Genomic DNA, 12,375 nt, shown 5'->3' with positions numbered 1-12,375 from the left:
GCTGGTGGGCCTGGCGGGGCTGGGGATGCCTGGCGTGTTCTAGCTTGATCAGGGTCAGGTCGCGTTCGATTCCCATGGCGTAGAATTTGCGGCTTGGCATGAACCTCCGGCGCATCGCTGATCCGATGCCCCGGGCCGCGTTGGAACCACCCTGATGTCTTCGCCGTTGACAGCTGCCCAGCTCGATATCCTGCGTGAGCAGGGCTTTGTGGTCGTACCTGATTTCCTGCCCGCCGCTCAGTGCGACGCGTTGCGCGCGCTGGCCCGGGCGCAGCTCGAGCAGGCCGCCGCGCCGGTCGAATACGAGGCCGATCTGGCTTATCCGGGCGCGCCCGCGTCGCGCCAGGCCGAAGGGGGCGGTACCGTCAGGCGTCTGCTGGATGCTTACGCGCGCGATCCGCTATTCGCGGCCTGGGCCACCGATCCCGCCGTGGCCGTATCCCTGCATCGCTATTTCGGCCAGACGCCCGTGCTGTCGCGGGCGCATCACAATTGCGTGATGACCAAGCATCCGCGTTTCGGCAGCCTGACGGGCTGGCATCGCGACATCCGCTATTGGTCCTTCGATCGCCAGGACCTGGTTTCCACCTGGCTGGCGCTGGGGCGCGAAACCGCCCATAACGGCGGCCTTTGGCTGGTGCCCGGCTCGCATGCGATGGAGCTGCCGGCCGAGCGTTTCGACGCGGCGCAGTTCCTGCGCGAGGACGTGCCCGAGAACGCGGCCCTGATCGCCCGCGCGGTGTCCCCGGAACTGGCGCCGGGCGATGTTTTGTTTTTCCACTGCCGCACCCTGCATGCCGCGGGACGCAACCAGAGCGACCAGGTGAAGCTGTCCGTGGTCCACACGTATCACGCCCTGGATACCCGCCCATTGCCGGGTACGCGGTCGGCCAGCAAGCCGGAAGTGGTATTGGATTCCGCCTCGCGCTGATCCGCGGCCGTATGGCCGCCGTTGAAACCTTCTCGCCGATGGGATGTCACACCGACATCCCGTCACGAGTTCACAATCATGGTTTCAGAACGCGAAAAGCAGGGGAATGCCAGGCAGGACAGCCTGGAAAGCGGCGCCCGCCTATCGCCCGCCGCGCTCGCGGCATTATTCGCCGGCGGGCAGAAGGTGTCCGCCTGGCGCCTGATCAAACCATACTGGGTCTCGGAAGACCGCCATCGCGCCAGGGGGCTGCTGGCGTTGGTGCTGGCGTTGAATCTGGGAATCGTCTATGTGAACCTCAGGGTCAATACCTGGTATGCGACGTTTTATGATGCCCTGGACAAACGCAACCTTCCCGCATTTACGCACCTGGTTTTGGTTTTTACCCTGCTGGCTTTCATTTTCATTGCATTGAGCACGGCGCAGATCTATTTCCGCCAGATGCTGGAATTCCGCTGGCGCCAATGGCTCACGGATGTCTACTTGCGGCAGTGGCTGGTCAGCCGTTCCTATTACCGCATGGAACGCGACCGTGTCGTGGACAACCCGGATCAGCGTATCGCCGAAGACCTGCGCAGCATGGCGAGCAATACGCTGGCGCTTTCCATAGACCTGGTCACCACCATCGCCACCTTCTGCGTGTTCGTCTCCTTGCTGTGGATGCTGTCGGGAGCGCTGGCTTTCGCGCTGCTCGGTCACCCCGTGCGGATCCCCGGCTATATGGTCTGGGTCGCCATCGCCTACGGCATCCTGGGATCCTTCGTGGTGCACAAGATCGCCCGGCGCCTGGTCGACGTCGGCTATCGGCAGCAGAAAGTGGAGGCCGATTTCCGCGTGCTGCTGGTGCGCGTGCGCGAAAACGCCGAACAGATCGCCTTTTACGATGGCGGACCGCAGGAAGGGCGGCGCGCGCGCGCGGCGTTCAAGGCCGTCCGCAACAACTGGCGCGAAATCATGCGCTATACCAAGCGGCTGGTGTTCGCCAACTCCATCTATTCGCAGATAGCGATCATTTTTCCCCTGGTCGCGGCGGCGCCGCGGTATTTCGCCGGCGCCTTCACGCTGGGCGTGCTGATGCAGCTGAATAACGCCTTCGGCCAGGTCAGCGGCGCCTGTTCCTGGTTCATCAACAGCTATGCCACGCTGGCGGACTGGCGCGCCACCATCAATCGTTTGCGCGAATTCAGCATGCGCATGGGGCAGGGCGATCCCGACCGCCTGACACGCGAACAGGGTCAAGAGGTCGCCGCGCGCGGGCTGCAGGTCTTCCGCCCCGATGGGCAGGCGCTGGACATTCCGTCCGCCTTCCGCCTGCGTCCCGGCGAGCGCTGGCTGGTGCGCGGCCCCTCGGGCGCGGGCAAGAGCACGCTACTGCGCACCCTGGCCGGATTGTGGCCGCATGCCTCGGGCGACCTGACCATGCCGACGGGCGCGGACACGCGGCGTTTCGCGGCCTTCGATGCCGATGGCGATGCCGGCGTTCAGCACGGCGCGGATGGCGGCAAGCATCACATCGCGCTGTTCCTGCCGCAGACTGCCTATGTGCCGGACGGTACGTTGAAGCAGGCTGTCTGCTATCCGGATCGCGCCGACGCGTACAGCGACGCGGAGTGCGCGGAAGCCTTGCGCCTGTGCAGGCTGGAAGCCTATGCCCGGCAGCTCGACGTGGCCGACGCCTGGTCGCGGCGCCTGTCGCCCGGCGAGAAGCAGCGCCTGGCTTTCGCGCGCGCGCTGCTGCTCAAACCCGATTTCCTGTTCATGGACGAATCGACGTCTTCGCTGGATACGGACACCGAGCGGCATCTGTACGAGATGCTTTTGCAGCGGCTGCCGCGCGCGGCGATCGTCAGCGTCGCGCACCGCGATACGCTGACCCGCTTCCACACGCATGAAATGCGCGTGGGGCCGCAGGCCGGCGTGCAGCAGTTGGCCCTGGCGCCGGCCGGAGCCTGAATGCCTGCATTGCCGCGCCGATCCCTGGCGGCCGCCGCCGCTTGCCTTGCCGCTTCGCTGGCGTTCGCGCTGTCCGGCGGACATGCGCACGCCCGCGCCGACGTCGATGCGACGGTGCCGGCGCGGATCGTGGCGGCCATGTCGGCCGATATCGCGCCATCGGCGATGAACGATCGCGCGGCTTCCATGCTGCATACGGCCAGGGATGCCGGCGATATCAGCGAAAGTTTCGTGATCGCGCCGGCGGTATTCTGGCGCGAAATCTTCCCCGGCCTGTTGTTGCTGCTCGCCACCGCGGTCGGTGTGTCGCTAGGCTATTGGCAGCTGCGTCGCGAAGTCATGCGGCGGCGCGCCGTCGAGGCGCAGTTGCAGGCGGCCAGGGACCTGGCGGACAGCGCCGCCCTGGCCAAGTCGACCTTCCTGGCGACGATGAGCCACGAGATCCGTACGCCGCTCAGCGGCATCATCGGCATGCTGGACCTGCTCATGCGCGCGTCGATGGGTTCGGAACAACGGCAGATGCTGGGGGCCATCAACGCGGCTACCCACTCGCTGCTGCAGATGCTGGACCAGGTCATGGACTTCTCCAAGATGGAAGCCAACCGCATGAGCCTGGAGTCCGTGCCGGTGGACCTGCGCGCCATGGTGCAAAGCGTGGTCATGGTGATGGGCGAACCGGCGCGGCGGCGCGGGGTGAAGACCAGTTATGAAGTCGATGATGCGCTCAGCGACGCGCTGCTGGGCGATCCCTTGCGCATACGCCAGATACTGACCAACCTGATCAGCAATGCCGCCAAGTTCACCGCGCATGGCGAGGTGCGTCTGACGCTGACGGTGGACGCGGCGGATGCGGGGCACCAATCGCTGCGTTTCGTGGTGGCGGACACGGGCATCGGCATTCCGCGGGAAAAGCTGGCGCAGGTCATGACGCCATTCCGCCAGGCCGATACGTCGATTTCGCGGCATTACGGCGGTAGCGGGCTGGGTCTGTCGGTCTCCAGCCGGCTGGCCGCGCTCATGGGCGGCCAACTGCTGCTGAGCAGCGCGCCGGGGCAGGGCACGCGCGCCACCTTTGTCTGCCGCCTGCCGGTGGCGCGGAACGCCGGCGCATCCGCCGGCATGCGACCCCTTGCATCGCCGACGCCGATGCCCGCGCCCATGCCGCTGGCATTGACGCGGCCGGCGTCCGGCGCGCTGGCGGACGCCGGCGACCCATCGCGGTCGCCGGACAGCGGCGCCTCGGCATCCGCGGCGCTGGCGCAGGCCGGTCCCGTCGCGAGCCCGCCCATCCCGCCGGAGACCGGGCCCGGACCGGATGCGCCGCGTCTGCTGGTGGTGGACGACCATGCCATCAACCGCGATCTGATCCGCAGGCAACTGGCCACGCTCGGCTATGCCTGCGATGCCCGTTCCGACGGCGCGACTGCCTTGCAGGCCTTGCGTTCCGGGCGCTATGCCATGCTGCTGACGGACTGCCAGATGCCGGCGATGAGCGGGGCCGAGCTGGTCCAGGCATGGCGCCAGGAAGAATCGCGCTGCGGCGTGGCGCGCCTGCCCATCGCCATGCTCACCGCCAGGCCGCAGTCCGAACCGTCCTGCGATCCCGACATCGACGCTCACATCCGCAAGCCGGTCACCCTGGACCGTCTGCGCGCGGTACTGCTGGAGTGCCTGCCTCCGGAAGCCGTGACGGCCGGGCTGGCGATGGACTGCGCGCCGGTGGCGCCGCGCGGCGGCCTGGCGCTGCCGGTGCTCAGGGAAAATTTCCGCCAGGACGATGCCGCCTTGCGTGGCTTTCTGCAGACCTCTCTGGCCGCGCTGCGCACGGATCTCGCCCAGGCCCGATCCGGCCTATGTCCGCAGTTCTGCGAACGCTATGCCGACTGGCTGCATCGCGCGCTGGGCGCGCTCGGCATGCTCGGACATTGGCCGGTGATCGAGCAGGGCAATGCGCTGGAGGCGGCGCTGCGCAATGCGCCCGGCGCGGAGCTGCTGCCCGACATGCACGACTTCCTGCGGGATTTCGCGCGCACCATCGACGATATCGAACGGGAACTCCGGCAGCTTTGACGGCCGCCCGCGCCTGAGCCTGCCCTATCCCCCGGCTTCGACGGCACGTCGCGGCTCGCGTCCATCAGTATTGCGCGTCGTCGCCGGCCATGCCCATCAGGCCGGTCATCCGGTCCGGCACCTGGCTGAGCGCCGATCCGGCCATCTCCATCGGGTGGAAAGCGCCGTCCGAACCGCGTATCCGCAGGCGCAGGCGACGCAAGGCGTACGACTCCGTGCCGGTGTTCAACCAGGCTCGCACCCGGTCGCGATCGTCCTCGTGTACACGCCCCAGCCAATCGTCCAGCGGCATGGGTTCGTTCGCGACGTCGATGCCATGGGGCAGGTGGCCGAGCCAGTACAGGCGCGCTTCGGTGCGCCGATATTCCCAGGCGACCTGGCCGCTCACGCGTAGCGCGGCCTCCAGCTGGCGCGTCAGGGCGGCGGTGCGTTTCAAGGCCTGTTCGCGATCGGCGGACAGCGCGGTGGTCACCAGGCTCAGCAGCGATGCGCAGCCCAGGAATCCTTGCACCGCCAGCAGCGGCTCGCCGCTGAAGTGCGCGATGTTCGCATACGGCCCCATACCGCTCAGCGTGTAGGATCCGGCGACCAGGGCCAGGCCGGCGACCGTCAGGGTGCTGCCGGCGGCGCCCCACGCCAGCGCCACGATCGCCACGAACAGCAGCGGCCCGTAGCTCATGCCGAACCCGTCATGCCAGACGAAATGCGCGCCGCTGGGCGGATTGTTGAACACCAGTGTCGTGCCCGCCAGCAAGGCGAAGGCGGCGATCAGGCCTATCCAAAGATGAAGGACGTTCTGCTCGGCAAGCGCGCGCGGCCGGAAGCGCGACCAGGCCAGCACCGTCGGCGTCGTGATAATGCAGCCGACGAAGGCGGCCAGGCTCCATACATACCAGTGGCCGGCGGATGCCGCGGGGTCCACGGCGCGCAGGCCCAGCGCGGCCAGGGCGCCGCCGCCGATGCTGCCCAGGGCCAACAGCACAATGAACCATAGCGTGGCGCGCAGGGTCGTCAGCATGCCGGGGGCATAGGTGCGCCAGCGCCACAGGGCCGCGACGGCGCCGCAGAACACCAGGTCCGTCAAGGCGAAGACCAGGGCGACCGGCACGGACCGTTCGCCCACCTGGATGCCGATCGCCACGTGCAGCGTGGCGGCCAGCGCCATCCAGGCGCCCCAGCGGCGCGCGGGGCTCAACATGAGCGCCGCCATCAGCAGGCCGGCGGGCGGCCAGAACAGCGTGGATAGCGTGACGGCGTCACGCTCGCGCATGCTGACCGCGGCCAGGCAGCCGTAGCCCAAGATGAATCCCAGCAGGCACAGTACGCGGTGGCGCGTCATGGCATCAGGATAGGAACGGGGATTGAACATCGGACGCATCTTACAATGCTGATCCGGGGGACAACACACCGATCGCTAGGGAAGAAATGATGGACATTCAGCGCTTTCGCCGCCTGGCGGCATCGCTTGCCGCGGCCATGGTCTGGGCCGCATGCGCCGCGCAGGCGCAGGCCGCATCGCGTCCCGCCGTCGAAGCCAGGAACGGCATGGTGGTTACCTCGCAATATCTGGCTTCCGAAATTGGCGTCGATATTTTGAAAATGGGCGGCAACGCCATCGACGCGGCGGTGGCTGTGGGCTACGCCCAGGCCGTCGTCAATCCCTGTTGCGGCAATATCGGCGGCGGCGGCTTCATGACGATACATCTGGCCGATGGCCGGGATACCTTCATCAATTTCCGCGAAACCGCGCCGGCGGGTGCGTCGCGCGATATGTACCTGGACGACAAGGGACAACTGATCAAGGGCGCCAGCCTGTACGGCTATCGCGCCGTGGGCACGCCGGGCACGGTGCTGGGCATGGATACGGCGCTGCGCAAGTACGGCAAGCTGTCGCGCCAGGCCGTCATGGCGCCGGCCATCAAGCTGGCGCGCGATGGCTTCGTCCTGACGCGCGCCGACACCGACATCCTGGACACCAGCACGGCGATGTTCCGCCGCGACCCGGAAGCGGCCCGGATATTCCTGCGTCCGGACGGCACGCCGCTGCAACCGGGCGACCGGCTGGTGCAGAGCGATCTGGCGCGCACGCTGCAGGCCATCGCCGACCACGGGCCGGAGGCTTTCTACAAGGGCCGCATACCGGCCGCCGTGGAGCAGGCCTCGACACGCGGCGGCGGCGTGATCCGCGCGGCGGATTTCGCCGCCTACACCATCACGGAGTCCGCGCCCATTACCTGCAACTACCGCGGCTACGTGTTCGTGTCGGCGCCGCCGCCCAGCTCGGGCGGCGCCACCCTGTGCGAAATCCTCAACATTCTGTCGGGCTACGATCTGCGCGCCATGGGCTACGGGTCGGCGCAATCCGTGCACGTCATGACCGAGGCCATGCGGCATGCCTACATGGATCGCAACACCTATCTGGGCGACCCCGCCTTCGTCGCCAATCCGCTGGGCCGTTTGCTGAGCAAGTCGTACGCGGCGTCGATACGCGAGAAGATCGCCGGCGACCGCGCCACGCCGTCGGCGCAGGTACAGCCGGGCATGGCGCCGCATGAAAAGACCGAGACCACGCATTACTCCATCGTCGACAAGGACGGCAATGCGGTGTCCACGACCTACACGGTGAACGGCCGCTTCGGCGCCGGCGTCATCGCGCCGGGCACCGGCTTCTTCCTGAACGACGAAATGGACGACTTTACGACCAAGATCGGCGCGCAGAATCTGTTCGGCCTGGTGCAGGGCGCGACCAATGCCATCGAACCCGGCAAACGGCCGCTGTCGTCCATGGCGCCGACATTGGTGACGCGCAACGGCAAGACCTATATGGTGCTGGGATCGCCGGGCGGCTCGCGCATCATCACCATTACGCTGGAAACCGCCATCAACATCATCGATCATGGCATGGCGCCGCAGGAGGCGGTGGATGCGCCGCGCATCCATCACCAATGGCTGCCGGACGAGGTCTATTACGAGAAGTATGGCCTGTCGCCCGATACGCTGAATATCCTGCGCGGCATGGGCTACAAGATGGTGGAGCAGACGCCGTGGGGCGCGGCCGAGCTGGTGCTGGTCGGGCTGCCGGACGAATCGGGCAAGCAGGACGCCGCCAGCTCGGGCAATGACGCATCGGTTTCCGGCGCGGTGCGGCCGGGCTATTTGTATGGCGCCAATGATGAACGCCGGCCCGCGGGCGCGGCCCTGGGGTACTGATGACGATGGAAGAAGACCTGGCGCGGCGGATCAAGGAGCTGGAAATCAAGTCCGGCTTCGCCGAGGATCTGCTGGAACAGCTGAATCAGGTGGTGCACCGCCAGCAATCGCAGATTGAAAAGCTGGCCCAGCATATTGGGCAGCTGCGCCGGCAGATCGCCGATGCGGACGACGCCAAGGGCGCGTTCCGCAGCCCCCGGGATGAGTTGCCGCCGCATTATTGAATGCGGGTGTGGTCCGTCACGGCATGACGCGCCCGGCTGCGCCACGGCATGATCGGCCGCCGTGTCACGATGGCATGACCGGCCGCGGCATGATGGCCGAGCGCAGGTCGGCCATGTAGCGTTGGCGATTTGATGGAACTTACACGTTCCACCTCATGATTTGCCGACTTTTGCCGCCGCGCGACGCGTGATTCCACGCGTCCGCCACCTGCGCGGCCGCGGCATGGGGAACGTGAGGCCGGTCCGCCGCCCTAAATAGCCCGGAATGGGAAAGCGCCATTCCCGTTGCTATCACAGGGCCCATGGCAGAGATTCTTTTTCCCACCTATACCCCCGGCGGGCGCTCCTATACGGACTCCGATACCGGCACGGCGCGCTTGTCCGCGCTGCTCGTCATTCACCTCATCGTCTGGACGACGGCGTCGTGGCTATACCGCGCCAATCTCGACTGGGCGGGCGACATGCTGGAGAACTACAGCTGGGGCATCGCCTGGCAGCCCGGCTACTACAAGCATCCGCCGCTGTTCGCGTGGATGACCGCCGCCTGGTTCAGCGTATTCCCGCACACCGACGTCGCCTACTTCGCGCTTTCCATGGCGAACGCGATACTGGGCATATGCGGCATCGTGGCGTTGGCGCGCCGCTTCCTGCCGGCGCGCGAAGCCGCGGTCGCCGGACTGGCGATGGCGATATCGCCCATCTATACAACGCTGGCCATCAAGTTCAATGCGAATACGGTGCTGCTGTCGCTATGGCCGTGGACGGCATATTTCTTCGTCCGTTATGTCCAGACGGGGACGCGCAAAGCCGCGCTGGCGATGGGCGCGATGGCCGGCGTCGCCATGCTGGGCAAGTACTTCTCGGTCGCGGTGCTGGCCGGACTGGCGCTGGCAGGCCTGTGCCGGCCCGCCTGGCGCGCGCGGCTCATGCAGCCGCAGGTATTGCTGGCGGTGATGGCGGGCGCCATCGTGCTGTGGCCGCATATGCGCTGGCTTATCCAGAACGACATGCCCACGTTCACCTATGCGCGCGAACGCATGCATGAGATCGCCAGGCCCGTGCCGCTCGTCATGGGCGATATGGTGCTGTACGCACTGGTGCAGATCGCCTATCTGCTGCCCGGCATGGCCTTCGTCCTGCTGATGGTGCGCCATTCGCGGGGCCGCGCGGCCAAGCTGATGTTCCATGGCTATGTGCGGCGTTCCCTGGATCGCGACCTGTGGTGGCTGTCCATGGGGACCTTCCTGGCGATATGCGCGCTGGCGCTGTTCACGCGCACGCATTTTTCGGCGCTGTGGGGCAATACCCAATGGTTCGCCATTACGGTGTTCTGGCTGGCGATGCTGGCGAACGCGGGCATCAGCCTGGATCCACGCCGCATCGCGCCCGTGCTGGCGATGTACTGGGTGCTCACGCTGGCATTGGCGGCCGGCGGCGGATACCTGCAAGCCATCCACCACGACAGATCCGCGATGGAACCGCGCGCCGAACTGGCGCGGGCCGCGCATGCGGTGTGGCGCAGTCGTGCCACGCAGGCGCTGGCCTATGTCGCGGGCGATGATAAAGAGGCCAGGTCGGTGGCGTTCTATGCGCGCACGCGCATCGATTATTGGGACATCTTCGATCCCGCCACCACGCCGTGGGTCAAGGAAGCGGACGTACGCAGCAAAGGTGTGCTGTTCGTCTGCCGCGCCGATGACCGGCAGTGCCGCGATAAGGCGGCATCGTTCACCGGCGCGGCGGAAATCCCGGTCTCCGTCAGCAAGACGGTCTGGGGCGTGCATTCGTCCGTCCGCGACTATGCGCTGTTCGTGTTGCCGCCGGCGGAGTGATGTGATGGGGGCGAGCGGCGCAAGCGGGCGATCGGCGTCACCGTCGCGGCGATAGCCGCGCCTGCAGCGCGTGAAACCCCGCCAGGAACACCTCCTGGCTCACGAAGCGCTTCAGTTCGGCCTCGCGTTCCGGCGGCGCGGTGAATTCGGCGCTCCACTCGCCGAAGCAGCGGTCGCCGTCGGTGACCGGCGTCAATTTCAACGTCGCGACGTAGTCGGACACGCCCATGGGGCTTTCCAGGATGGCGTAGGTGAAGGTGTAGTCGTAATCGGATAGCGCCAGCAGTTGCTCGCGTATCAAACCGCCGTCACGCGTATGGAAGCTGCGCACGCAGCCGATGCGGTCGGCCGTGAGTCCGTTCTCGATGGACGAATCCACGATCAGCGGATGCCACTGCGGCATGCCGTTGAAGTCGCGCACGGCCGCCCAGACGTCGCCGGCGGGCGCGTCGATGACGCTGGATACGAAGATCGCCGTCATGCCTTCTTCTCCCCAGCGGGGCCGGTCAGCGTGGCCGCGCCCGCCATGCGGTTGATGTCGGCGCTGTCCAGCCCGATCTCTTTCAGCAGTTGATCGACGATGGGCGCCTGGGCGCGGAAGCGCAGCGCGGAATTGACGACGCCGTCGGAGAAATTGCCGCCATGCTCGTGCCCACCCGTACCGGCGCCCCCCAGGCCGTCGACGTGCATGATGCGTATGCTGTCGATTTTCTCCATCGGCTTGACCGATTCCCGGATGATGCCTTCCACCTTTTCCAGCAGGCGCATGCGCAAGGCGGACGCGCGTGCCTCGGGCGTCAGGATGTTGGAGGATTCGTTCATCATGCGCAGGCCCTCGGCTTCCACCTCGTGGCGGATGCGCGCGGCGGCCAGGCGGATGCGGTCGGCGTCGGCCTCGGCTTCGGCCTGGGCGCGCATCGCGTAGCCGCGGTCTTCGCTGGCGGCGCGCTCGGCCTCGGCGGCCACGCGCACGCTCAGGGCTTCGCGCTCGGCTGCCTGCGCGGCGGCGACCAGCTCGATGCGCTTGCGCCGCTCCGCCATTTCCAGTTCGCGCGCGGTGAAGATTTTTTCCTCCGCCGCGACGGCCAGCGCACGGGCCGTGTCGGCCGCGGCCTGCGCCTCGGATTGCGATTTGGATTGCATGGCCACGGCGATGGAGCGCTGCTGTTCGGCGAGTTCGACGGCCTTGCGGCGTTCGATCTCCGCCGCCTGCAGCTCGCGGTCCTTGTTGATGCGGTTGGACTCGATGATCTGTTCCGCGCGCAGGCGGGCTTCTTCCACGGCCTGCTGGGCGGCGATCTGCGCGCGCTGGCCTTCCTGGTCGCGCTCGGCCCGTTCGCGCGCCAGGGTGGCGCGCTGTTCCGCGCGGGCGATTTCCAGATCGCGCTCCTGCGCCAGCCGCGCGCCTTCCGACTCGCGATCGATGTCCAGCGACAGCTTCTCGGCTTCCAGGTTCTTGTTGCGGATCGCGATCAGGGTGTCCTGTTCGATGTCGTTGCGCTGCTTCTTGCGCCGCTCGATCTGTTCGGTCAGGCGGGTCAGGCCCTCCGCGTCGAAGGCGTTGCTGGGATTGAAGAACTCCATCGACGTCTGGTCCAGCTGGGTGAGCGACGCCGCTTCCAGTTCCAGGCCGTTCTTGGTCAGGTTCTCGGCCACGGCCTCGCGCACCCGGCGCACGTAGTCGCCGCGCCGCTCGTGCAGTTCTTCCATGGTCAGTTCGGCCGCCACCGTGCGCAGGGCGTCGACGAATTTGCCTTCCAGCAACTCCTTCAGCTGCTCCGGCGCCATGGTGCGTTGTCCCAGCGTCTGCGCCGCATCGGCTACCGCCTGGGCGCTGGCCTGGACCCGCACGTAGAACTCGGCGATGACGTCGACGCGCATGCGGTCCTTGGTGATCAAGGCCTTGTCGCGGCCGCGCGAGACCTCCAGCCTGAGCGTGCTCATGTTGACCGGGATGACGTCGTGGACGATGGGGAGGACCAGCGCGCCGCCGTCCAGCACCACCCGCTGCCCGCCCAGGCCGGTGCGCACGAAGGCGCGCTCCTTGGATGCCCGCAGGTACAGCCAGTGCAGCAGTCCGACGACGATGGCGGCGACGATCGCGACCGCGAGCACGATCAGCAGGAAGGTGCCGAATTGTGAGCCTGACATGATG

General features: G+C 67.0%; 9 protein-coding genes. 6 read left to right on the top strand and 3 right to left on the bottom strand.

Features of this window, described 5'->3' with window-relative positions; translation table 11 throughout:
* Positions 1–154 precede the first annotated feature (154 nt).
* The 3 genes from ACNA0R_RS24465 to ACNA0R_RS24455 all read left to right on the top strand — a co-directional run bounded on the left by ACNA0R_RS24465 (position 155) and on the right by ACNA0R_RS24455 (position 4,954).
* On the top strand, positions 155–931 hold the full coding sequence (locus ACNA0R_RS24465) for a phytanoyl-CoA dioxygenase family protein (RefSeq protein WP_415828672.1): 777 nt from the start codon (positions 155–157) through the stop codon (positions 929–931).
* Between the two features lie 78 nt (positions 932–1,009).
* Positions 1,010–2,884 (top strand): ABC transporter ATP-binding protein/permease, encoded by a 1,875-nt coding sequence (locus tag ACNA0R_RS24460; RefSeq protein ID WP_415828671.1) that lies wholly within the window; start codon positions 1,010–1,012, stop codon positions 2,882–2,884.
* Complete coding sequence (locus ACNA0R_RS24455; protein WP_415828670.1) at positions 2,885–4,954, top strand: hybrid sensor histidine kinase/response regulator; 2,070 nt, start codon at positions 2,885–2,887, stop codon at positions 4,952–4,954.
* Positions 4,955–5,018: 64 nt separating this feature from the next.
* On the opposite strand, the gene ACNA0R_RS24450 is transcribed toward ACNA0R_RS24455, so the two are convergent.
* Positions 5,019–6,323: an MASE1 domain-containing protein gene (locus ACNA0R_RS24450; protein WP_415828669.1), complete on the bottom strand. Its 1,305-nt coding sequence runs from the start codon at positions 6,321–6,323 to the stop codon at positions 5,019–5,021.
* A 107-nt stretch (positions 6,324–6,430) separates the two neighbouring features.
* Between ACNA0R_RS24450 and ggt the strand changes: the two genes are divergently transcribed.
* From ggt to ACNA0R_RS24435, 3 genes are all read left to right on the top strand, one after another.
* Positions 6,431–8,164, top strand: a complete 1,734-nt coding sequence (gene ggt, locus ACNA0R_RS24445; RefSeq protein WP_415828676.1) for a gamma-glutamyltransferase — start codon at positions 6,431–6,433, stop codon at positions 8,162–8,164.
* Positions 8,164–8,388: a SlyX family protein gene (locus ACNA0R_RS24440; protein WP_415828668.1), complete on the top strand. Its 225-nt coding sequence runs from the start codon at positions 8,164–8,166 to the stop codon at positions 8,386–8,388. The genes ggt and ACNA0R_RS24440 overlap by 1 nt, the downstream gene beginning before the upstream one ends.
* A gap of 302 nt (positions 8,389–8,690) precedes the next feature.
* Entirely contained in the window at positions 8,691–10,220 is a 1,530-nt protein-coding gene (locus tag ACNA0R_RS24435; RefSeq protein WP_415828667.1) for a glycosyltransferase family 39 protein, read from the top strand.
* A gap of 37 nt (positions 10,221–10,257) precedes the next feature.
* On the opposite strand, the gene ACNA0R_RS24430 is transcribed toward ACNA0R_RS24435, so the two are convergent.
* Positions 10,258–10,701, bottom strand: a complete 444-nt coding sequence (locus tag ACNA0R_RS24430; protein ID WP_415828666.1) for an SRPBCC family protein — start codon at positions 10,699–10,701, stop codon at positions 10,258–10,260.
* The gene (locus tag ACNA0R_RS24425; protein ID WP_415828665.1) at positions 10,698–12,371 is read right to left on the bottom strand and encodes a flotillin family protein; all 1,674 of its coding nucleotides are present in this window, start codon (positions 12,369–12,371) and stop codon (positions 10,698–10,700) included. The genes ACNA0R_RS24430 and ACNA0R_RS24425 overlap by 4 nt, the downstream gene beginning before the upstream one ends.
* Between the last annotated feature and the right edge of the window lie 4 nt (positions 12,372–12,375).

Origin of the sequence: Bordetella sputigena (assembly GCF_965137885.1) — a bacterium.
GTDB classification, from domain to species: Bacteria; Pseudomonadota; Gammaproteobacteria; order Burkholderiales; family Burkholderiaceae_B; genus Bordetella_C; species Bordetella_C sputigena.
This window is presented reverse-complemented; position numbering and strand designations above follow the sequence as displayed.

Excerpts from the sequence above, each read along its gene's own strand:
- ACNA0R_RS24430 (WP_415828666.1), bottom strand. The coding sequence starts at position 10,701 with ATGACGGCGATCTTCGTATCCAGCGTCATCGACGCGCCCGCCGGCGAC.
- ACNA0R_RS24435 (WP_415828667.1), top strand. The coding sequence starts at position 8,691 with ATGGCAGAGATTCTTTTTCCCACCTATACCCCCGGCGGGCGCTCCTAT.
- ggt (WP_415828676.1), top strand. The coding sequence starts at position 6,431 with ATGGTCTGGGCCGCATGCGCCGCGCAGGCGCAGGCCGCATCGCGTCCC.
- ACNA0R_RS24450 (WP_415828669.1), bottom strand. The coding sequence starts at position 6,323 with ATGTTCAATCCCCGTTCCTATCCTGATGCCATGACGCGCCACCGCGTA.
- ACNA0R_RS24455 (WP_415828670.1), top strand. The coding sequence starts at position 2,885 with ATGCCTGCATTGCCGCGCCGATCCCTGGCGGCCGCCGCCGCTTGCCTT.
- ACNA0R_RS24440 (WP_415828668.1), top strand. The coding sequence starts at position 8,164 with ATGACGATGGAAGAAGACCTGGCGCGGCGGATCAAGGAGCTGGAAATC.
- ACNA0R_RS24425 (WP_415828665.1), bottom strand. The coding sequence starts at position 12,371 with ATGTCAGGCTCACAATTCGGCACCTTCCTGCTGATCGTGCTCGCGGTC.
- ACNA0R_RS24460 (WP_415828671.1), top strand. The coding sequence starts at position 1,010 with ATGGTTTCAGAACGCGAAAAGCAGGGGAATGCCAGGCAGGACAGCCTG.
- ACNA0R_RS24465 (WP_415828672.1), top strand. The coding sequence starts at position 155 with ATGTCTTCGCCGTTGACAGCTGCCCAGCTCGATATCCTGCGTGAGCAG.